The sequence below is a fragment of the Nocardia uniformis NBRC 13702 genome (genome assembly GCF_001613345.1).
Lineage (GTDB): Bacteria > Actinomycetota > Actinomycetes > Mycobacteriales > Mycobacteriaceae > Nocardia > Nocardia uniformis.
Map to the genome: position 1 here is coordinate 1 of NZ_BDCE01000060.1, position 20,556 is coordinate 20,556.

18 protein-coding genes, 3 tRNA genes and 1 pseudogene are annotated in these 20,556 nt (G+C 66.5%); 11 read left to right on the forward strand and 11 right to left on the reverse strand.

Annotated features, from left to right (window positions below; translation table 11 throughout):
* Positions 1 to 47 precede the first annotated feature (47 nt).
* From NU1_RS21695 to xylB, 5 genes are all read left to right on the forward strand, one after another.
* A complete protein-coding gene (locus tag NU1_RS21695) occupies positions 48 to 959 on the forward strand; it encodes a tyrosine-protein phosphatase (protein ID WP_245720243.1) in 912 nt (303 codons plus the stop codon).
* Between the two features lie 42 nt (positions 960 to 1,001).
* Positions 1,002 to 1,436, forward strand: a complete 435-nt coding sequence (locus NU1_RS21700) for a tyrosine-protein phosphatase (protein ID WP_084521691.1) — start codon at positions 1,002 to 1,004, stop codon at positions 1,434 to 1,436.
* Between the two features lie 125 nt (positions 1,437 to 1,561).
* A complete protein-coding gene (locus NU1_RS21705) occupies positions 1,562 to 2,560 on the forward strand; it encodes a glycoside hydrolase family 172 protein (protein WP_067523661.1) in 999 nt (332 codons plus the stop codon).
* A gap of 124 nt (positions 2,561 to 2,684) precedes the next feature.
* Entirely contained in the window at positions 2,685 to 2,966 is a 282-nt protein-coding gene (locus tag NU1_RS21710; RefSeq protein ID WP_084521697.1) for an alcohol dehydrogenase catalytic domain-containing protein, read from the forward strand.
* 5 nt (positions 2,967 to 2,971) lie between these two features.
* Positions 2,972 to 4,372 (forward strand): xylulokinase, encoded by a 1,401-nt coding sequence (xylB, locus tag NU1_RS21715; RefSeq protein ID WP_067523663.1) that lies wholly within the window; start codon positions 2,972 to 2,974, stop codon positions 4,370 to 4,372.
* A 54-nt stretch (positions 4,373 to 4,426) separates the two neighbouring features.
* On the opposite strand, the gene NU1_RS41625 is transcribed toward xylB, so the two are convergent.
* The 3 genes from NU1_RS41625 to NU1_RS21725 form a co-directional block, all read right to left on the reverse strand.
* Positions 4,427 to 4,591 carry a YlcI/YnfO family protein gene (locus NU1_RS41625; RefSeq protein WP_169815119.1) on the reverse strand — a complete coding sequence of 55 codons (165 nt, stop codon included), beginning with the start codon at positions 4,589 to 4,591 and terminating at the stop codon, positions 4,427 to 4,429.
* A gap of 65 nt (positions 4,592 to 4,656) precedes the next feature.
* The gene (locus NU1_RS21720; protein ID WP_067523664.1) at positions 4,657 to 6,132 is read right to left on the reverse strand and encodes an FGGY-family carbohydrate kinase; all 1,476 of its coding nucleotides are present in this window, start codon (positions 6,130 to 6,132) and stop codon (positions 4,657 to 4,659) included.
* A 182-nt stretch (positions 6,133 to 6,314) separates the two neighbouring features.
* Positions 6,315 to 6,497 carry a hypothetical protein gene (locus tag NU1_RS21725; protein ID WP_157552753.1) on the reverse strand — a complete coding sequence of 61 codons (183 nt, stop codon included), beginning with the start codon at positions 6,495 to 6,497 and terminating at the stop codon, positions 6,315 to 6,317.
* Positions 6,498 to 6,588: 91 nt separating this feature from the next.
* Between NU1_RS21725 and NU1_RS21730 the strand changes: the two genes are divergently transcribed.
* Both NU1_RS21730 and NU1_RS21735 read left to right on the forward strand, forming a co-directional pair.
* Entirely contained in the window at positions 6,589 to 8,850 is a 2,262-nt protein-coding gene (locus NU1_RS21730) for a M20/M25/M40 family metallo-hydrolase (protein ID WP_169815120.1), read from the forward strand.
* Positions 8,851 to 8,905: 55 nt separating this feature from the next.
* Positions 8,906 to 9,997 carry a winged helix DNA-binding domain-containing protein gene (locus tag NU1_RS21735; protein WP_067523667.1) on the forward strand — a complete coding sequence of 364 codons (1,092 nt, stop codon included), beginning with the start codon at positions 8,906 to 8,908 and terminating at the stop codon, positions 9,995 to 9,997.
* A 12-nt stretch (positions 9,998 to 10,009) separates the two neighbouring features.
* Here NU1_RS21735 and NU1_RS40530 read toward each other — a convergent pair.
* From NU1_RS40530 to NU1_RS42825, 3 genes and pseudogenes are all read right to left on the reverse strand, one after another.
* Positions 10,010 to 10,597, reverse strand: a pseudogene (locus tag NU1_RS40530) (TetR/AcrR family transcriptional regulator); the annotation flags it as partial.
* 53 nt (positions 10,598 to 10,650) lie between these two features.
* Entirely contained in the window at positions 10,651 to 11,514 is an 864-nt protein-coding gene (locus NU1_RS21740) for a tyrosine-protein phosphatase (RefSeq protein ID WP_084521692.1), read from the reverse strand.
* Complete coding sequence (locus NU1_RS42825) at positions 11,504 to 13,666, reverse strand: pyruvate, phosphate dikinase (RefSeq protein ID WP_084521698.1); 2,163 nt, start codon at positions 13,664 to 13,666, stop codon at positions 11,504 to 11,506. The genes NU1_RS21740 and NU1_RS42825 overlap by 11 nt, the downstream gene beginning before the upstream one ends.
* A 129-nt stretch (positions 13,667 to 13,795) precedes the next feature.
* On the opposite strand from NU1_RS42825, the gene NU1_RS21750 reads away from it, so the two are divergent.
* Positions 13,796 to 15,460: a FadD3 family acyl-CoA ligase gene (locus tag NU1_RS21750; protein WP_245720245.1), complete on the forward strand. Its 1,665-nt coding sequence runs from the start codon at positions 13,796 to 13,798 to the stop codon at positions 15,458 to 15,460.
* On the opposite strand, the gene NU1_RS41630 is transcribed toward NU1_RS21750, so the two are convergent.
* The gene (locus tag NU1_RS41630; RefSeq protein ID WP_157552756.1) at positions 15,432 to 15,593 is read right to left on the reverse strand and encodes a hypothetical protein; all 162 of its coding nucleotides are present in this window, start codon (positions 15,591 to 15,593) and stop codon (positions 15,432 to 15,434) included. The genes NU1_RS21750 and NU1_RS41630 overlap by 29 nt on opposite strands.
* A gap of 40 nt (positions 15,594 to 15,633) precedes the next feature.
* Positions 15,634 to 16,476, reverse strand: a complete 843-nt coding sequence (locus NU1_RS21755; protein ID WP_067523669.1) for a patatin-like phospholipase family protein — start codon at positions 16,474 to 16,476, stop codon at positions 15,634 to 15,636.
* A 333-nt stretch (positions 16,477 to 16,809) separates the two neighbouring features.
* On the opposite strand from NU1_RS21755, the gene NU1_RS21760 reads away from it, so the two are divergent.
* The 3 genes from NU1_RS21760 to NU1_RS21770 all read left to right on the forward strand — a co-directional run bounded on the left by NU1_RS21760 (position 16,810) and on the right by NU1_RS21770 (position 17,062).
* Positions 16,810 to 16,885 (forward strand) — tRNA-Asp (locus NU1_RS21760).
* Between the two features lie 17 nt (positions 16,886 to 16,902).
* Positions 16,903 to 16,982 (forward strand) — tRNA-Tyr (locus NU1_RS21765).
* Positions 16,983 to 16,986: 4 nt separating this feature from the next.
* Positions 16,987 to 17,062 (forward strand) — tRNA-Glu (locus tag NU1_RS21770).
* Positions 17,063 to 17,167: 105 nt separating this feature from the next.
* Here the strand turns inward: NU1_RS21770 and NU1_RS21775 are convergent.
* The 3 genes from NU1_RS21775 to kstD are packed head-to-tail and all read right to left on the reverse strand — an operon-like array spanning position 17,168 to position 20,545.
* Positions 17,168 to 17,983 (reverse strand): SDR family NAD(P)-dependent oxidoreductase, encoded by an 816-nt coding sequence (locus tag NU1_RS21775; protein ID WP_067523670.1) that lies wholly within the window; start codon positions 17,981 to 17,983, stop codon positions 17,168 to 17,170.
* A gap of 38 nt (positions 17,984 to 18,021) precedes the next feature.
* The gene (locus NU1_RS21780) at positions 18,022 to 18,753 is read right to left on the reverse strand and encodes a glucose 1-dehydrogenase (RefSeq protein ID WP_067523671.1); all 732 of its coding nucleotides are present in this window, start codon (positions 18,751 to 18,753) and stop codon (positions 18,022 to 18,024) included.
* Position 18,754: 1 nt separating this feature from the next.
* On the reverse strand, positions 18,755 to 20,545 hold the full coding sequence (kstD, locus tag NU1_RS21785; RefSeq protein ID WP_281221260.1) for a 3-oxosteroid 1-dehydrogenase: 1,791 nt from the start codon (positions 20,543 to 20,545) through the stop codon (positions 18,755 to 18,757).
* Positions 20,546 to 20,556 lie beyond the last annotated feature (11 nt).

A 20,556-nucleotide genomic window follows, 5' to 3' on the forward strand; every position in this document is an offset into this window, starting at 1 on the left:
GGGCCGAAACCCCCACTCCTCGGCCCGCGATGGAAAGGACACCCCCAGTGACGATTTCGCGCGCAGTACGCGGCACCGTAACCGGTCTGGCCGCGGCACTCATCGCCGTATTCCCCGCCACCCTTACCCCCGCCGCAGCCGATATCCCGATCTCGGTATTGCAATCCCCCAAGAGCGGCTCGCTCGAGATCTCCGCCCCCAATGCCCGTGACCTGGGCGGATATCCGACCCAGGGCGGCGGCGGCAAGATCAAGCCCGGGTCGGTCTACCGCGCCGACGCGCTGAACAAGTTGACCGCCGCCGACCAGCAGGCGCTGGTCACGGCGGGCATTACCAAGGTGATCGATTTCCGCAGCCCCGTCGAGCGCGATCAGAATCCCGATCAGCTGCCCGGCTCGATTCCCGCGGTGCACCTGCCGATCTACGACCCCGCCAATGATTTCTACGTCTTCTTCGGCAAGCTCGTCCAGGGCGGGCCGGAAATGCAGCAGGAAGTGCTCGGCAATGGCGGCGGCGCGAAGTATATGAGCGACTACTACGCGTGGATGATCAGCGACGCCACCGCCCGCTCGCAGTTCGCGGCGGCCTTCACCGAGATCGCCGACTCCCCCGGTCCGGTGCTCTACCACTGCACCGCCGGTAAGGACCGCACCGGCCTGATGAGCGCCATCCTCATGAGCGCGCTCGGTGTGCCGCGTGGCCAGATCTACAACGACTTCCTGGCCTCCAATGCGAATCTGGCCGCGAGTAACCAGGCCACGAAGGATTACCTGGTGTCCACCGGCAAGGTGACCGATCCGTCGCTGTTCGATTCGGTACTCGGAGTCTCGCGCGAATTCCTGGACTCCGCCTTCAATCAGATCGACGCCTCCTACGGCTCGTTCGACAACTTCCTGTCCTCCGGTCTCGGCATCGACGCCGCCACCGTGGACGCGGTGAAGGCCAAGCTGCTGGATTAGCCCGGCAATCGCTGAAAAACGGTGTGCCGACCCCACTTCGCCATGGGGTCGGCACACCGCAGCGCAGCTGGACCCGGCCCGATCATGTACCACTGCACCTCCGGTAAGGATCGCACCGGCGTGACCACCGCGATCCTGATGGGCCTGCTCGGGGTGTCACGGGCCGACATCATGGCGGACTTCCTGCTGTCCAACGACCGCTTGGCCGCCAGTAACAACGCGACGCTGGACTACCTGATCTCGCACGGTCTGATCACCGACCGGACACTGCTCGAGCCGATCATGGGCGTGCAGGCCGATTTCCTGGACTCCTTCTTCGGTCAGGTACGGAAGTCCTACGGCATTATCGAGCAGTTCGTCATCCGAGGCTTGGGCGTCGATGCGGCGACCGTCGCCAAACCGCAGAACAAGCTGCTGCAGCAGACCCGACGGTATGCCGACAATCCCGACCCTGCCGGCTGGCGGCTGACGGGTTGAAGCTGAAACCTATTGAGTAGAACGGCAGTTCGGGTCGGTACCGCCTGTGGGTCGGTGCCGACCTTTTACGTATCCGCAGTCGATCTTGCCCCGCGCCACGGCTCTCACATGCGAAAATAGTTTCGGTGCAGGAGATCTGGCGGCTCGACGGGCGGCGCACCCGATCGATCAGCGCGGAAAACCCGACGGGGCAACCCGGGGCGGGGGGTCGAGCCATCTCCGGCACCGGCGCCTACGCGGCGGCGGGGCTGGGACGCGGCTGGAAGGTCTCGCCGTCGATCGATATGGAACCGGGCGAAACCGTCACACTCGCCGATATTTCCGGGCCCGGGGTAATCCGGCATTTCTGGCTCAGCACCGACTGCACCATGCTGCACGACTTCACGCTGTACGTGTACTGGGACGGCGCGCAGAATCCGGCGATCCGGGTGCCGCTGGGCGATTTCTTCTGCAATGGCTGGGATCGGCTGGCGCTGGTGAACTCCGAGCCCGTGGTGGTCGCGCCCGCGGGCGGACTGAACAGCTACTGGCCCATGCCGTTCGGCACACACGCCCTGGTCATGCTGCACAATGGCGGCGAGCGGACCGCGCCGGTGTACTACCAGATCACCTATCTCGAAGAGGATGTCCCGGATTCGGCCGGACGACTACACGCGCTGTGGCGCAGCAGCGATCCGATCGGCAATCCCGCCGTCCATCCGATTGTCGAAGCGGCCGGCGGACCGGGTCGATATGTGGGCACCTATCTGGCGGTCGAACCGCGGGCACCCGGCTGGTGGGGTGAGGGCGAGATGAAGTTCTATCTCGATGACGACACCGAATACCCGACCATCTGTGGCACCGGTACCGAGGACTATTTCGGTGGTGCCTGGAATTTCGACCTCAATGGCGCGTACCTGCCCTACTCGACGCCGTATCTGGGGCTGGTGCAGGTGCATCCGCCGGATCGCATCTATGAACCGCAGCAGCGATTCGGCATGTACCGCTGGCACATTCCCGACCCGATCTGTTTCGAGTATTCGCTGCGGGTCACCGTACAGACGCTGGGATGGCGTGCGGACGGGCACTATCGGCCGCTCGAACACGCCTGTGTCGCGAGTACCGCGCTCTGGTATCAGGCGTGAGCGGCCCAGACAGTACAGCGCGACACCCGAACTCCGATCCCATTGCGTCCCCCATTTCCCCGCACACACCCCCCAATGGGGGAAAACGCATCGGCCACCCCTACCTCGGGTGCATGGTATTTATATGCGCGCGTTGCTCGTCGAGAAGTCTGGACAGTTCTCGGTGGAGACGGTGCCCGATCCGTCACCGGGAGTGGACGATGTGGTGGTGCGGGTCGACGCGGTCGGCATATGCGGCACCGATATTCACATTGTGGCGGGGGAATTTCCGCCGACGCCCTATCCGATCATTCCCGGAGACGAATTCGCCGGAGAGGTGGTGGCGCTCGGCGATGCCCGGAACACCTTCCGTTCGGGTGTCGGCCGCAAGATCCAGTTACGTCCCACCGCAAGGACATCGAGGTAAGACCAATGACGGTCATCGCCGGAGTGGACAGCTCGACCCAATCCTGCAAGCTCGTGGTGTGCGATGCCGATACCGGAACGGTATTGCGGCACCGCCAGATTCCCCATCCGGACGGCACCGAGGTGCCGCCGACCATGTGGTGGGAGGCGCTACGGCAAGCCTGTGAGCGCATGATGCGGGAGGTGGAGGCCATTGCCGTCGCCGGGCAGCAGCACGGCCTGGTGGTGCTCGATTCGGCCGGACACCCGGTGCGCGATGCCCTGCTGTGGAACGACACTCGCTCCGCCGAGGCGGCCGTACAACTGGTACGCGAATTCGGCGGGCCGCAGGCGTGGGCCGACGCGGTCGGCAGTGTGCCGAAGGCCGCGCATACGGTGGCGAAACTGCGCTGGTTCGCCGATCACGAGCCCGAACTCGCCGACCGCACCACCCGGGTGATGCTGCCGCACGACTACCTGACCTGGCTATTGCGCGGCGGTGAACCGGATATCGAAATGACCACCGACCGCGGCGACGCCTCCGGTACCGGCTACTGGTCACCGTCCGGTGAGCACTACCGAATGGATCTGCTGGCGTTGGCCTTCCGGGGCCGCACCCCGCAGCTGCCGCGGGTGCTGGCTCCCACCGAAGTCGCCGGTCGGACGCCCGGTGGTCGGGTGGTCGCCGCGGGCACCGGCGACAATGCGGCCGCCGCACTGGGTTTGGGTATCGGCGAGGGCGATGTGGTGGTATCGCTGGGCACCAGCGGCACCGTCTTCTCCCGGTCGCTGCAACCGATCGCCGATCCGACCGGTGAGATCAACGGTTTCGCCGACGCCACCGGGGCCTTCCTGCCGCTGGTGTGCACCCTCAATGCCGCCCGGGTACTCGATGCCACCGCAGCGCTGCTCGGTACGGACCCGTCGGGACTGGAAGTCCTTGCCGCACAGTCTCCGCCGGGTGCCGACGGCCTGGTTCTGATCCCCTATCTGATCGGCGAGCGCACCCCGAATCTCCCGCACGCCGCCGGCAGTCTGCACGGCCTGCGCCCGCACACCATGCGCCCGCATCATCTGGCACGTGCCGCCATCGAGGGCATGCTGTGCAATATGGCCGATGCCCTGGATCGGCTACCGACCGTTCCCCGCCGCATTCTGCTGATCGGCGGCGCGGCCCGCTCGCGCCTCATCGCCCACACCGCCGCAACGATTTTCAATGCCACGGTCACGGTGCCCGAACCCGGCGAGTATGTGGCGCGCGGTGCCGCCCGGCAAGCCGCCTGGGCCCTGCGCGGCGGCTCACGCCCACCGGACTGGCCGCCCCCGGCGGCTACCGAGTTCCCGCCGCCCGCCGTCAGATTCGGGGCAGCGATCCGCGAACGCTATGCCGAGGTGCGGGATATGTACTATCCGCCGGAGCGGAACTGACCGCGGTGGACAGCGCACTGTCGGCGCGGCCGAGCAGGCGGGCGCGCCGAGCCGTCACACCATCGCGCGGTCGAAGGTGAGGTCGTCCCAGGTGCGGTGCCGCTCCAGATAGGTGCGGACGGCATCGCGGGTGATCTCCTGCTTCGACCGTCCTTCCAATGCCGACTGCGCGCCCAGCGCAGCCTCGTCGTCATCGCTGAGTCGCAACGTCCATGCCACTGCGAAGTAATACCACTTCAAACTGAACTTCGCGCATGTTCACCGCATGGCCGGACCCGGTCGCCCTAGCGAGCGGAGCGGTGCTGTTCGGCGGCCAGGAAATGGGCGGTGGCGCGGGTGGATTCGTAGAGGGTGCGGTAGTGGCGGTAGTACGAGTCGTACGCCGCGGTGCGGGCCGGATCGGGTACCACCGTCGCTACCACCGGGTTCCACGCGGAGGTATTCAAGCCGACCGCTTCGGCCGCCAGCCGGGCGTTGCCCAGCGCCGCTCCCACCGTATCGGCCGGAATCTGTTGGGGCAGACCGGTGATATCGGAGATGATCCGGGTCCACAGACCACCCTTGGTGCCGCCACCCACCGCGATGAGGCGCTCGGCGCGGCCGCCCGCCTCGGCCATGGCTTCGAGGTTGTGGCGCACGCCGTAGCCGATACCCTCCAGCACGGCGCGGTAGAGATCGGCGCGATTGTGGCCGAGCGTGAGACCCGCGATCATGCCGCGCGCATTCGGATCGAACAGTGGGGTGCGTTCACCGGCGAAATACGGCAGGACCAGCAGGCCCCGGCTGCCCGCCGGAACCTCGGCCGCCTCGTCGAGCAGATCGGCGAATTCACTGTCCACCAGGGTGCGCAGCCAATCGGTGACCGCGCCCGAGGTGGCCATACCCGCGGCCAGGGTGTAGGTGCCGGGCCAGGTTCCGCAGGTACCCCACAGTCCCGGATGCGGGCGGGGTTCGGTGAGGACCTGGACCAGGAACATGGTGGTGCCGTACATGACCATGGCGTCACCGGGTGCGCGCACACCGACGCTGTCGGCTTCGGCCCAGGCGTCGATGGTGCCGGTGGTGACCGGGAGGCCCTCGGGCAGACCGGTGACGGTCGCGGCCGCGCGGGTGACGTAGCCGATGACTTCGGTGGGCCAGGCCAATTCGGGCAGCGGGAGACCGGGGGCGATGCGTGCGGCCCAATCGGTAGCCCAGGCCCGGGCGCGCAGGTCGTAGAGCGGAGTGCATTGGCTGGCGGATTGGTGGTCCAGGACGTAGCGGCCGGTGAGCCGGTGAACGAGAAAGGAACTGGCCATCAGGAGCAGGTGGGTACGCGCGCATACCTCGGGCTCGTGCCGGGCGAGCCAGCGCAGTTTCGGACCGATGGCCTGACTGGTGAGCGGTGAACCGCACCGCGCGAGAATGGCATCGGCACCCAATTCGCGGTTCAGCTCATCGATTTCGTCTCCGGCCCGGGTATCGACGCCGTAGAGGATCGCGGGCCGCAGTGGATGACCGGACGCGTCGGCGGGCAGCAGGCACGGGCCGATTCCGCTGACCGCCAGGCCATCCAGCTCAGCGGCGTCGGTGGCGGCGACCAATTGGCGGGTGATACTGACGAATTCCTCCCACCACACGCTCTCGGCATCGTGCTCCACCCACCCGGGGCGCGGGGTCGAGACACCGTGCTGCCATTGCGCTCTGGCGACCACGGTGCCGCCGCGTTCGACCAGCACGCCCTTGGCGGCGGAGGTGCCGATATCTACGCCGAGCAGCATCAGCGGGCGAATTCGTCAGTGGTGATGAAATCCGCGATGCCCGCGTGCACATAGTCGCGGCCATCGGAAACGCTGATCACGCTGATTCGGGCCATTGCCGGTCCCTCCCCGTGGTAGGTAGGTTGGTCGACTCGGATTCAACAATCGCAGCAGTCCTGCCCCGCCGCGCCGGATTCCGGGTATCAGCTTCGCTCCGTCTCACCCCCGGTAGGTGCGGGGAGCCGGAAGACACCGCCCTGTCCCCAGCCCGCGGCGGGCACCCCCGGGTCACCGTCATCGTCGATGACCTCGGCCGCAGGGGCCGCGATCCGGCCCACTCGGTCGCGGGCATCGTCGCCGTCGCGGAACAGCGAGCCGGCCGTCACGTGTCCGGCCGCACCACCCACGCGCCCGGCGTGGCCGCGGCCCGCTGCTATCTCCGCCGTCGCGCGATGATCGATGGCTACGATCGAGATCGTGCGGTCAGCGTCGCGGTTCTCCGGTCTATTCGCCTTCCTGTTCCTGGTGGCCGTCGCCGCGGCGGTGGCCTGGGAGGGGCAGCCGAGCGGATACCGCACCGCGGACGCGCCGGCCGATGTGTTCAGCGCGGAGCGCGCTATGCGAACGATCGAGGAGATCGCCCAGCAGCCGCATCCGCCGGGAACTCCCGAACACGCCCGCGTCCGCGAATATCTCGCCGATGAACTGCGGAAGCTGGGTTTGCAGACCGAGATCCAGGAGGGTATCGGCCGCTGGCCCACCACGTTCGAGCGCGAGGGGCTGGCCCTGGGGCAGGTCTTCAATATCGTCGCCAGCAAGCCGGGTACCGCTTCCACAGGCACCGTTTACCTTACGGCGCACTATGATTCGGTTCCTTCCGGACCGGGCGCCAATGATGACGGCGCCGGTATCGCGGCGATCCTGGAGGCCGTCCGCGCACTCGGGGCCGCGCCCGATTCCGCCCTGCGCAATGATCTGGTCGTACTGCTCACCGATGGTGAGGAGAACGGACTGCTGGGCGCGGAGGCCTTTGTCGCCGCCGGACAGGACGGCAAACGCACCGGCGTGGTCATCAATCACGAGGCGCGCGGTGCCAGCGGCCCGGTATTGCTGTGGCGGATAACCCATCCCGACGGCCATCTCATCGACGCCGTCGCGGCGGCGCCGCATCCGAATACCGATTCACTGTCCACGGCGCTGGGCGGTGCGCAGACCTCGAGCAATACCGACTTCGTATCCTTCGAACCCGGCGGCTTGCAGGTGCTGGACTGGGCATTCGCCGGTAGCAGCGCCTACTACCACAATCGCCTCGACGATCCCGCACATGTGAATCCGGCGACCGTGCAGCAGATGGGCGATAACACCCTCGCCCTGGCCCGCGAGTACGGCGATACCGATCTCGCGACCCTGTCCGGCGGCTCCGATCGCTCCTACTTCCAGCTGCCGTTCGGCATTCTCATCGTGCTGCCGATCTGGGTGATCATCGCCTTGGCGGTGGTTTCCGTCGCTCTGTTGGCATGGGTTGCCTGGACGGTCCGGCGCAATGGGGAGACCAAGCTACGGAAAATATTCGCCGCCGGGGCGACATTCCTGCTCGCTGTCCCGGTCGCCATGGGCGCGGTCTACCTGCTGTGGGAGGCCTTGCAGTTCATCCGACCCGAGTATCGAACGCTCGAGTATGTCGATCCCTATCGCCCGGAGAGCTACTACGCGGCGGTTCTCATGCTGTCGGCCACGGTCCTCGCCGTGTGGTGGCTGCTGGCCCGCCGCCTGTTCGACACCACGGCGTCCGCTGTCGGACTGCTGGGCGCGGTGACGGTGGTCGGTGTGGCATGCACCGTCCTCGTCCCATCCGGGGCGCAGATGCTGATTGTTCCGCTCTTCGCGGCGGCCATCGGCTTCGCGGTCACTTTCGTGGTGCCGCAACCGTGGCGGCTACCGACACTCACACTCTTCCTGATTCCGGCTGCGATATTCCTCGGCGGTGCCTCTTGGGCGGTGCTGCAGACCGGGGTTTCCGCCTCGCCATTCATGGTGGCCCCCTTGGTGGTCCTGCTCGGCGGGCTGGTCACCGTGACGCTCGTGCGGACCTGGCCGCCGCGGCGGAGCTGGCTCATCCCGACGACGACATTGACACTCACGATCGCGCTCTCGGCCCTCGGTTTGTTCGTCGACCGCTTCGATGCCGAGCATCCGCTGCCGTCGCAGTTGCTCTATGCCTTCGATGCGGATGGCAATGAGGCACGGTGGCTTTCGCAGCGTGAGCCCAACCGCTGGACCGACGAATTCGTCGACGCTGCCGCCCCGGGCGCTCAGTTCGCCGAGCTGTGGCCGAACGCGGTGGCCAGCGGGCCGGCGCCGACGTCGGCCTTGCCGCCCCCGACCGCCGAAATCGTTTCCGACACCACCGATTCCGGACAGCGAACCGTCACACTGCGGGTCAAGTCGGCACGCGACGGTATTCGGTTGGATCTGCGTTTCGATTCCGCCGTCGAGGCCCTGCGGGTGGGCGGACGCGAGGTGACTCCGGTCCCGGCGCAAGGGTTCCAGTTCTTCGCGCCCCCGGCCGAGGGGCTCGACGTCGAATTGGTGGCACCGGCCGGGCCGGTATCGCTGCGGCTGATCGACTACACCTGGCTGACGGATTCCGGGCTGGATTTTTTCGGGGCTCCACCGGCGGATATCTACCTGCGGGAGAACAGCACGGCCGCGGTATTCGTCGCCGTGCGAGGTCTGTGAACCCCCTCGGAGAATTAGGACAAGAACTGACCTATCTATCCGCCAGAATGGGCATATGACGGAACTATCGCTGCGCGAGTTGAATCGCACCCTGCTGCTGCGCCAGATGCTGGTCGACCGGGTCTCCATGCCCGCCGCCGACCTCATTCGTCATCTGGTCGCGGTGCAGGGTCAGGAGCCGAACTGGCCCTATGTGGGGCTGTGGACGCGGCTCACCGATTTCCGCCACGACGACCTGGCCACGCTACTGCGGGATCGAACGGTGGTGCGCAGCACTATGATTCGCCGGACGGTACATCTGGCCACCGCCGATGACTTCCGGTGGCTGTATCCGACGGTGGAACCGATGGTCGCGGCGTCGACACAGTTGGCCTATTATCGCGAGGCCATGGGGGAGATCGACCCGGAGCAGTTGCTGGCGGCCGGGCGGGAGTTGCTCACCGGTCGCACGGTGCCGCGTCGCGAATTGGGACGCCAACTGGCAGAACGGTTTCCGACACCGTATCCGGGTCGACTGGCGGCGGCGCTCAATGTGATGACGCCGCTGCTACACGATGCGGAGGCGGGAATATGGGGCCGCTGGCGCAATCGGTACGTCTCGGTATCGCTGGCCGAGGAGTGGATCGGCGCGCCATTGGAGGCATTGCCGCAGCCGGAGCGGATGGTGCTGCGCTATCTGGCCGCGTTCGGTCCGGCGAGTGTGGCCGATATGCAGGCGTGGTCGGGGGTCACCAGGCTCGGGCCGGTGGTGGCGTCATTGCGTCCACAGCTGAGGGTCTACCGCGACGACACCGGCCGCGAACTCTTCGATATCCCCGACGCGCCGCTCGCCGATCCGGATCTGCCGGTACCCGTGCGGTTCCTGCCCGCCTTCGACAATGCGCTACTGGGCCATCACGACCGTCGCCGCATGATCAGCGACGTCGATCGCGCCCGGATCAGCAAGGAGGCGTCGGGGGGAGTGCCCATGTACCTGGTCGACGGATTCGTGCACGGCCGTTGGTCATTGGACGGGGAGACCATCCGGATCATCCCGTGGCATCCGCTCTCCGCCGTCGACGAGGCCGCCGTGCGCGCCGAGGCCGAACGGCTGATGCCCGTGATCGCGGCGGGCGCGGGCGGGAAGATCATCATCGATCGGAGTTGAGCCCACCTGCATTGCTATGGCGGGCGGTCGGTGACAGTCGATCAGCAGGCGGCCCATTCGTTTGGCGCGCTGCGCCGCGAGCTGATCGCCCTCGGCGGCGGAAATGATCGCGCCTTTCATGAGAATGTGCCAGGAGCGGGCGAAATTATCCGGATCGGTGAGGTCCGCGCTTTCGGCGCGAGTACGGACGATATCGCGAATGGTGCCGAGGTGTTCGATTCCGGCCCGCCCGATGGGATGATCCGCACCCATTTCCAGCAGCACATTGATGAAGGTGCAGGCATCGAAATCATCGGTGCCGAACCATTCGTCGAAGACATCGAAAACGGCCAGCAGCTGTTCCAGTGGGGTCGCCCCACGTTTGCGGGACTGCTCCTCGATCAGGGCGAAGGTCCAGAGTTCTTCCCGTCGCCGCAACACGGCAATGACCAGGTCGTCCTTGCTGGCGAACAGCTCTCGGAGCGTCTCCGAGGTGACGCTCGCGCGTGCCGACACTTCGTCGATATCAACATCTCGGACGCCGCGGCGAGTGAACAACTCGTACGCGGCAGCCACGATTCGTTCGCGGGCCCCGACAACCGCGTGGCTGCTGGTCGTCATTCCTCCACCCTATCCCCGCAGCGGGTTTCCGGCGACCAGCCAACCGTCCAGTTTCAAGCGGTCGGGTCCACCAGTACGGCACCGAGCCGATCCAGTTCCGGTTCCGAAACACCATTGGCGAGCAGCCATTTCGCCGCACCGCCGTATTCGGTACGCAGATTCTCCAGAAAGCGCAGCATGACGCCCGGCTCCACGGCGAGGATGCCGGTACTGACCGGTGGTAGTCCGGCGTAGGAGGGCAGGTCGTCGAGGCGATCGCGGACTCGTCGCATACGTTCATTGGTGAGCGCGTAGTCGTGCGCGATGGCCTCGGGCACCACGCCCACCGCATCCAGGAGGACGGCGGCCAGCACGCCGGTGCGGTCCTTCCCCGCCGCGCAGTGGAACAACAGCGAGGAGCGGTCCGGGTCGATAATGAGCCGGACGGCTTCGACAATGTGCTCACCGCTGCCACTCAGCAGCTGGCGGTACAGGTCGACCAAATCCACACGGGATTTGTCGGGCACCAGATCACGTGCGGCCAAGGAGGATTGCGGGGACTTGCGGATCGGGAGATTCGCGATGGTCACATCGGCCGGACCGATCAGCCCGTACCCTTCGCGCTCCACTTCGTCGGGTAGGCGCAGATCGATGACCGTGCGCAGACCGTGAGTGCCGAGCAGCAGATCCAGGTCGGCGGCGGTGGCCTGCTGCAGGGTGCTGGAGCGGAAGAGCACACCGAAGCGAGTACTGCCGCCCGTTGTGACGGGGAGACCACCCAGATCACGCACATTGTCGATCTGCGCGAACTCCAGCCACCGCTGTCCGGCGACAGCAGGTTGGGGGGCAGCGTCGGAAGCGGATTCGGTCGGCACGGCGATATCAGTCAGCCTCAGGTTGTCGGTATTCTCGGTCGGTCCGGCATGGTCAGTGGGCACGCCCGGCCGCCGCTTCCTCGGCGCGGGTGCGGCCGCACAGTCCGATCAGGTCTTCGTGCAGTTCGAACCACACGGTGTGGTAACTGTCCATAATCGGGCGCGCCACGTAGGTGTGGTCACCGGCGGCTATGCGCTCCACCGCGCGGTCCAGGCGGGCCGCGTAGCGGGTCAGGCGCGGGGCAATGGCACCCAGTCGTGCGATGAGCGGTCGCAAACGCTGGTGGGTCGCGGTGAGGCGGCCCAATACGGCGGTGTCGTAATCGGCGTCGGCGTGATCATTGACGGTGGCCGCGTCCTTCATCTGCCAATCGGTGATGATGACCTTCAAATCCTGGTTGTAGACGCAGAATTCGTCGTAGGCACCGGTAATCGCGGCGTGGTCGACGGTGCCGCACTCGGCGGTCAGCAGCTCGTTCAGGCGCGGGCGGCCATCCGGGGTGAGACGGAAACCGGCAGGGGTGCTGGCACACAGTCCCGCCGTCACCAGATCCGCACAGCGGGCGGCGATGTCGTCGACCTCGGTGCCGAGGCTGGCGGCCAGATTCTCGGCATTGACCCGGCCCTTGATCCCGATCAGGCGGAGCAGGTCGAGCTCGGTCACCGGGGCCTGCTCGCACACCTGTTCCCGCGCAGCGTCTTCCGGTGCGGCAGCACGCTCTTCGAGGCGGGCGGGCAATTGATCCGGATTCGCTTCCGCCCAGACGGCGAGTTGGCGGATATCGGCGAGAATGGCTTCCTCGACGGGCTTTCCGGCGATCTCCCCGGGCCATACGATGCCCGCGCCACCATCGACCGTGATGGTCCGACCGGTGAGCGCGGCCACCACACCCGGGCCGCAGCCCACCACGCAGGGGCGGCCGAGTTCTCGGCTGACCAGTGCCGCATGCGAAGTCGTACCACCCAGTTCGGTGACAATGGCACGGGCGGCAATCATGCCGTGCAGATCGTCGGGGCTGGTGGTGGGCCGCACCAGAATGACGGCCTCGCCCGCTTCGGCCCGAACCTCGGCCTCATCCGGGTCGGTGACCACGACGCCGGAAGCCAGCCCGGGGCACGCGGATTCGCCGCGGGCGAGGGCTATTTGGCCGGTGATATCACCGGAAGCGGGTCGCAGCACCTCGCGTACCTGATCGGCGGTGACGCGGTCCAGCGCCTCGTCGGTGCTGATGAGCCCCTCGTCGGCCATGGCGACCGCGGCACGTACGGCGGCACGGGCGGATCGTTTGGCCGGCCGGGACTGCAAGAGCCACAGCGTGCCGGATTCGACGGTGAACTCGATATCCTGCATATCGCGACCGTCGCGTTCCAGCAGCTGCGCAGCGGCGACGATCCGCTGGTGCACCTGCGGTTGGGTGGCGGCCAGTTCGTCGAGCGGGCGCGGGGTGAGGCGGCCCGAGACCACATCCTCGCCCTGGCCGCCGACCAGCCACTCGCCGTACACCGGCCCGTCGCCGGTATTCGGGTTGCGGCTGAAAAGCACTCCGGTGCCCGATAATTCGTCGAGATTGCCGAATACCATGGCCTGTACGGTCACCGCGGTACCGAGGACGTCGGAGACACCTCGATTGCGGCGATAGGTTTTGGCGCGCGGGGAATCCCACGAGCGGAATACCGCCTCGATCGCGGCGCGCAGCTGCGCCCACGGATCCTCCGGTACCGCGCCGTGCTCGTCGCCCAGGACGGTTTCGCGATACTGATTCACGAAGCGTTGCCGAGTGTCGTTGGCGTAGTCGGGATTCCGTGTCTGCTCGGCGAGGGCGCGCTGTACCGCATCGGTCATGCCGAGATTGAGGACGGTATCCATCATGCCCGGCATACTGATGGCCGCGCCGGAGCGCACCGATACCAGCAGGGGCCGGTCGGTGGAGCCGAACCGCCGCCCGGTGCCACGCTCGATCATGGCGATACCCTCGCGCACCTGCTGCCAGATCGCCTCGGCGATACCGCCGCGCCGGGTGTAGTCCGCCCACCCGTCGGTGGTGATCACGAAGGCGGGCGGTACCGGCAGTCCGAGCGCCCGCATATGGTCGATGCTCCAGGCCTTGCCACCGATCTTCGTCCGCGACAATCCACAGTCGCCATCGAGTTCGACGACGGTCACGGCCTCGGCCGCCACGTTCGGTCGCTGGGCAAGCTCCGCTCCCGCGGTCATGTCACTCCTTCGGTTCATCTGCGCACCACGCCCCCGCGCCTCCCAGTCACCGGGGTCATGAATCGAGCGTGCCGCGTCGAGGCCTCCGATCCCCAACTCGGTCTCGATCAGCGGAACGTTCGCCACCGAGTGACGCGCCGAAGGGCGGTAGACGGGCCGGTCATCGGGATTCGCCGGGTGAAATCCGATATCGACGACCCGGTCGTGCGGCAGGATGGGCGCATGGATCGGCGGGACACGGCGGGGGTCGGTGCTATCGCGACCATTCCGGCCCTGCTCACGGACCGGGCCGAGCGATTCGGTGAGGTATTCGCCATCAGCGGACCCGAGGGGCGCCTGACGTACACCGAATTGGCGGAGCGGGCGGCGCGGGTCACGCGGGCGGCAATGAGTTCCGGGATCGAGCCCGGCGACCGGGTGGGGATATGGGCTCCGAACAGCGCGCGCTGGGTGGTGACCGCGCTCGGACTGCTCGGTGCGGGAGCCACGGTGGTGCCGATCAGCACCCGGCTGACCGGTGTCGAGGCGGCGGATATGCTGGCGCGCAGCCACACCCGGGCGCTGTTCACGGTGCGGGGGTTTCTGGGCTACGACTATCCGCGCATGCTCGCCGAAACCGGGCGGGAGCTGCCCGATCTCGCGCGGACCATCGTGGCGAGCGATGCGGACTCGTGGTCGTCGTTCCTCGAATCCGCCTCCGCGACAACCGTGGAGGAGGCGCGGGCCCGGGCCGCCGCCGTCGACCCCGACGACATCTCCGACATCCTGTTCACCTCCGGCACCACCGGCGCACCCAAGGGTGTACTCGCGACCCACCGCCAGACCCTCGCGGTGTTCTCCGGCTGGGCCGACGCGGTCACCCTGCGCCAAGGCGACCGGTATCTGCTGGTCAACCCGTTCTCGCACACCTTCGGCTATAAGGCGGGAATCATCGCGTCACTGCTGCGGGCGGCCACCATGGTTCCGGTTCCCCGCTTCGAAACCGATCTGGTGTTGGATCTGATCGAGCAGGAACGAATCACCATGATCGCGGGCGCACCCACCCTGTTCACCGATCTGCTCCACCGCGATCGCACCCGCCACGACCTGAGCTCACTGCGGCTCGCCGGTACCGGAGGCGCGACCGTCCCCACCGAGCTGGTGGAACGTATTCGCACCGATCTCGGTGTCCCCCAAGTCTTCACGGCTTACGGGCTCACCGAATCCATCGGGGTGGTGTCCGTCTGCCCACCCGACGCACCCGCCGACCTGGTCGCCACCACGGCCGGGAAAGCTCTCCCCGGCACCGAAATCCGCCTGGTCGATCGCACGGGAAACCCCGTACCCCTGGGCGATCCGGGGGAAATCACCGTCCGCGGTGCGAATGTCATGCGCGGCTACCTCGATGATCCCGAGGCCACCGCCGCCACCATCGACACCGATGGGTGGCTGCACACCGGTGATATCGGCACCCTCGACGCCGCGGGCTATCTGCGCATCACCGGTCGTCTCAAGGAGATGTTCATTGTCGGCGGCTTCAATGCCTACCCTGCCGAAATAGAACAAACCCTGTTGCGGCATCCGGGGATTCAAGATGTAGCGGTGGTGGGCATTCCCGATTCCCGGCTCGGCGAAGTCGGCCGAGCGGTGGTGGTACCGACCGACCCGGCGGCCGCCGACGCCGCCGCGATTCTCGACTGGGCGCGGTCGCGCCTGGCGGGCTACAAGGTACCGAGGGAGGTCGTCTTCACCAACGCCCTCCCCCGCAATCCCGGTGGCAAGGTACTCAAGAGCCAGCTCCGAGACCCGCGCTAACGCCCCGACATCGACGGCTCCTCATCGACCAGTTGCAGACGATCGCCAGGTCGGAGACGAACACGCGCTCCGGGTCGACGGTGTCGCGGATATGACGCCACTCCCGCAGCCGGGGGTACATCGCTCGGACCATCTCCGGTGTGGTCCGAGAGTCCCTGGCGAGGTCTCTCCCCTCAGCGGGTCGGCCAGACGTCCTTCAACAGCGGTGCGGCGTCGGCGGCCTGGCGGACTCCGGCTTCGAAGGCGGGGTGTAGCGCCGCCCGGCCGAACAGGTCATTGCCGAACGCCGCAATGGCCGCGGTATCCGGAATGATGGAAATCTCGCGTGCTGAACCCAATTCCCGGTCGGCCGGGGTTCGCGGAAAGATATGTGCCAGTGGCTCGACTATGACCACGATATCGGCGGGCAGTGCCAGATCCGCATTGATCGAGGATCGCACCCCACCGTCGATGTAATCGTTCCCGGCGATCGGAATCGGCGGGAACACACCCGGTACACAGGTGGTGGATGCGAGCGCCTGTTCGAGCGTCGCGGCCCCACCGCGCTCCCACGCCCGCAATTCCCCCGTGCGCGCATCCACCGCGGTCAGCACCAGCTCCCGCTCCGGCCACTCCGCAATGCCCACCATGGTGCCGATCCGCGCGATATGCACCGCCGGATCCCCGGCCTCGGCCGCCAGCGCCAACTCCCCGATCCGCCGCCGCGCGTCCATCGCATCGACACCGGGTGTGAACATGACGGAGAAGATCTCCGCCAGCTTCGCCGGATCCGCCTCGATGGGAGCGGCATCCGCGGGCGGCTCGGCCAGCAGGCTCATCGGATCACCACCGGCGGCCAGCACCGTCCCCACAATCGCCCCCGCCGAGGTCCCGACGAACCGATCCGCCAGCGCCAGATCGATCCCCGCCTCCCGCAACCCGACGGCCACCCCCGTCAACCACGAGATACCCACCGGACCACCTCCGCCCAGCACGAGCGCTATCCGAGATCCGTTGGGCGACATCGCATCAGACATAACGCCAGCGTAACCCCACCGGCCGTCCCGCATCGGGGCGGCAACGAAATAATCGGTACCGCGATTCTGTTGAGCCTGTTAGCGTTGCGAATACCAACCGACGAGAGCGAAAGGAACGGCGATGAACCAGTATTCAGCCTCCGCGTATCAGCGGCGCGATACTGCCGCAGAGCGCCGTTCCGAGCCGCAATCCTCGTCGTACGACACCGATCCGGCGGGCGATCCATAAACAGGACTGGTTCCTGTGCACCGGGTCGCACCACGGCGAAAGCCAAGGGAGCGGCCCTTTTCAATTCCACCCGCCAATTCCCACCTGCCGGGATGAGGCGGCAAGCCGGTGTAGAGGAGTCAGGCCGTCCTCGCTTCCCTGTCAAGGAAGAAATCGCGGGTTCGAATCCCGTCACGGGCGCAGCTATCACCACCCATGGGGGCGATGAGCCTGGTGGCTCACCCTGGCTGTAAACCAGGTGCCTTGCGCAGGGCAGGTTCGATCCCTGCCGCCCCCACGACGGCGCAGTTGCTCTGCTGGTACGGGCAGCCTGACTTTCATTCAGGCCCCACGTCGGTTCGATTCCGACCTGCGTCACGGAAGGCAAAACGGACCGGCGTCCGTCACCGTCTTGAAAACGGATGGTCCCCCGGGAGGGGGATGGAGATCGACACTTCTGCCTTCCGCTACCGCGTCTCGGAGCTAGATCTCCTTGCGCATCTGCGCGGTCAGCGGCTTCATATAGCCGGAGCCCAGCAGGCGTTGCATCCAGTTCATGGCCTTGGCGTCGGTGCCGATGAGGATGAGTGGCTTGTTCTTCTTGATGCCGTTCAGGATGGTTTGTGCGCACTGCTCCGGCGTGGTTTTGGCCAGGCCGTCGAAATTGGCGGCGAGGGCGTCGCGGTCGCGGTTGGCGGAAGCGCGGGCCTTCCAGGCGATGTCGGTTTTGATCATGCCGGGGTGCACGCTACTGACACCCACCTGGTGTTCGGCGATGATCATTTCCTGGCGCAGGGCGTCGGTGAAGGCACGCATGGCGAACTTCGAAGAGCTGTAGCCACTCTGGCTCGGGCACGCGACCAGTCCGAACATCGAGGAGACGTTCGCGATATGCCCGTCACCGGAGGCGATGACGTGCGGCAGGAATGCCTTGGTGCCGTTAGCGGTGCCCCAGAAGTTGATGTTGAAGATCCACTCGAAGTCGTCCCAGCTGACGTCCTCGATATTGGCGGTCAGCGAGACACCAGCATTATTGATGACGATATTGACCTTGCCGAAATCGGCCACCACCTCATCGGCGTGCGCGTACACGGCGGCGCGGTCGGTCACATCGAGCTGGTAGGCGCGGACCTTGGCGCCCTCCTTCTCACACAGCGCCGCCGTCTCGGCCACACTGTCGAGGTTGCGCCCCGACAGCGCGAGCTGCGCTCCACCGCGTGCCAGCTCGATCGCGAGGGCCCGCCCGATACCGGCACCGGCTCCGGTAATCACGGCCACCTTGCCGTTGAAGTTCTTCATGTGAATGTCCTTGTCTCGCAGGCGGAACCCGCCGGGTACTACTGGGAGGTGAAGCCGCCGTCGGCAATGAACTCGGCGCCGGTGGAGTAGGAGGATTCGTCGGAGAGCAGGAAGAGCACCAGGTTGGCCAGCTCCTCGGGTCGCGCCGGGCGTGTGATGGGTTGCTTGGCGGCGATCTCGTGCGAGCGGTCCGAGTCGGCCGTCATCTCGGTGGCGACAATGCCGGGATGCACCGAGTTGACCCGGATATTGTCGGCGGCCAGCTCCTGCGCCGCCGTCTTGCTCATCCCGCGCACCGCCCACTTGGACGCCACATAGCCGAGAATGTTGGAGTAGCCGATGAGTCCACCGGTCGAGGAGATATTCACGATGGACCCGACGCCCGCACGGCGCATGGACCCGATCACGGCCTTCATGCCGAGGAATACCCCGACCTGATTGACATCGATGACCCTGCGGTAATCGGCCTCGGAGAGTTTCTCGATGGGATCGACATGCACAATGCCCGCGTTATTGACCAGACCGGAGACCGGGCCGAACGACTCCTCGGCGGTGGCGACCACCGCGTTCCAGCCTGCCTCGTCGGTGACGTCGTGTGCGAGAAACAGTGCGGTGTCGCCGATTTCGGTGGCCAATGCCTCGCCCTGCTCGACGAGCACGTCGGTAATGGTCACCTTCGCCCCCTCGGCGGCGAGCGTGCGCGCGAACGCAGCGCCCATACCGCGTGCGCCGCCGGTGACAATGACGTGCTTGGTAGCGACCCTGCCCATCTCACTTCTCCTGATTCGCGGCGCTATTGGCGTGAGCGCGTCGCGCCGGCCGCTTGGCGGGCGCGGGCTTGCTCTCGGATTTCTGCCCGGGTTCGAGATCGGCGAGGTGGTTGGCGGCGATATACCCGAACACCATGGCGGGTCCGATGGTCGCGCCCGCGCCCGCGTAGTCATTGCCCATGACGGCGGCCGAATTATTGCCCGCCGCATACAGTCCCGTGATCACCCGGCCCTCGTGGTCGAGTACCCGAGCGTGTTCGTCGGTGACCAGACCACCCTTGGTGCCGAGGTCGCCGGGCACCATTTCCACCGCGTAGAACGGTCCACGCTCCAACGGCGCGAGCGTGGGATTCGGTTTGACAGTCGGATCGCCGTAGTACCGGTCATAGGCGGAATCGCCCCGCCCGAAGTCCTCGTCACGACCGTTGCGGGCCATGCCGTTGAACCGCTGCACGGACGCCGCGAGCCGGTCGGCCGGGACGCCGATCTTCGCCGCCAGCTCGGCGAGGGTATCGGCCGACTTGATAATGCCCGAGTCGTAATACTTCTGCGGCAGTGGGCGTTTCGGGAAGTTTCCGAGGAACAGGTACCGGTCGCGGAAGTTCTGGTCGAAGATGAAGTGCGCCGGAATGGTGCCGGTGCCCGCGGCCTCGTCCTCGTACATCTTGTGCACGACATTCACATACGGCGCGGATTCGTTGACGAAGCGCTCACCGTTGCTGTTGACAATGATCGCGCCCGGCTGCGACCGCTCCGCCAGGCAGAAGAACGGCGGACCCTCGGGGTTACGCACCGACGGACCCCACCACGCGTCATCCATCAGATCCACCGCGCCGCCGACCTTCTGGCCCGCCACAATGCCCTCACCGACGTTCTCGGTCGCACCGACGGTCCACTCGGTGGACTGCGGGCCTGCGATGTACTGCTTGCGCATTTCGAGGTTGTGCTCGAAACCGCCCGCGGCCAACACCACACCGCGCCGTGCCTTGATAACCACCGGCCGGCCCTCGTGCTCGGCACGCACGCCGACCACAGCTCCGCCCTCCACCATGATCTCGGTGAGCGGGGTACTCAGCCACACCGGCACGCCGGCATCGCGCAGCGACAGCCACAACCGGGCCGCCAGAGCCTTGCCCAGACTGAGCGGCAGCGCACCCTTGAGCATATTCAGGGCGGTCTTCGCGCCGACCCTCACAGCGGCCTTCTTGCCCGCCCAGGTGCGCGCGATCATATTCAGATCGTGGAAGTCGCTGACCGTAATGGCGATGCCCGCGGGGGCGGACATAGTCGGCTTGTTGATTTTGTGCAGATCAGCGCCGAGCAGTCGCCCGTCGATCGGCTTGGGCTCGATACTGCGGCCCTGTGACAGCCCGCCCGGATACTCCGGGTGATAGTCGGAGTATCCCCGGTCGTAGACGAAGTCCCAGTACCTGGACCGTGCGCCGAGGTAGTTGAACATCTCCGGCCCGTTGTCGAGGAACGCACGCTGCTTGGCCTCCGGAACCCGATTGCCGACAACGGCTTTCAGATACGTGCGAGCCATCTCGGCACTATCGGGCACGCCCGCCGCCTGCAGCACCGGATTATTGGGCACCCAGATGCCGCCGCCGGAGCGCGCGGTGGAGCCACCGAACAGGCGGCTCTTCTCGATCAGGGTGACCGACAGTCCGCGATAGGCGGCGGTCAGCGCGGCGGTCATACCGGCCGCGCCGGATCCGATGACCACGACATCGAATTCGAACTCGACCGGCTCGGACTCATGAGCCTTCGAAGCAGAATTACTGGATACCACTGTGTCCAAAT

Excerpts from the sequence above, each read along its gene's own strand:
- NU1_RS21700 (WP_084521691.1), top strand. The coding sequence starts at position 1,002 with ATGGGGTCGGCACACCGCAGCGCAGCTGGACCCGGCCCGATCATGTAC.
- NU1_RS21710 (WP_084521697.1), top strand. The coding sequence starts at position 2,685 with ATGCGCGCGTTGCTCGTCGAGAAGTCTGGACAGTTCTCGGTGGAGACG.
- xylB (WP_067523663.1), top strand. The coding sequence starts at position 2,972 with ATGACGGTCATCGCCGGAGTGGACAGCTCGACCCAATCCTGCAAGCTC.
- NU1_RS21720 (WP_067523664.1), bottom strand. The coding sequence starts at position 6,132 with ATGCTGCTCGGCGTAGATATCGGCACCTCCGCCGCCAAGGGCGTGCTG.
- NU1_RS21735 (WP_067523667.1), top strand. The coding sequence starts at position 8,906 with ATGACGGAACTATCGCTGCGCGAGTTGAATCGCACCCTGCTGCTGCGC.
- NU1_RS42825 (WP_084521698.1), bottom strand. The coding sequence starts at position 13,666 with ATGACCGCGGGAGCGGAGCTTGCCCAGCGACCGAACGTGGCGGCCGAG.
- NU1_RS41630 (WP_157552756.1), bottom strand. The coding sequence starts at position 15,593 with ATGGTCCGAGCGATGTACCCCCGGCTGCGGGAGTGGCGTCATATCCGC.
- NU1_RS21755 (WP_067523669.1), bottom strand. The coding sequence starts at position 16,476 with ATGTCTGATGCGATGTCGCCCAACGGATCTCGGATAGCGCTCGTGCTG.
- NU1_RS21775 (WP_067523670.1), bottom strand. The coding sequence starts at position 17,983 with ATGAAGAACTTCAACGGCAAGGTGGCCGTGATTACCGGAGCCGGTGCC.
- NU1_RS21780 (WP_067523671.1), bottom strand. The coding sequence starts at position 18,753 with ATGGGCAGGGTCGCTACCAAGCACGTCATTGTCACCGGCGGCGCACGC.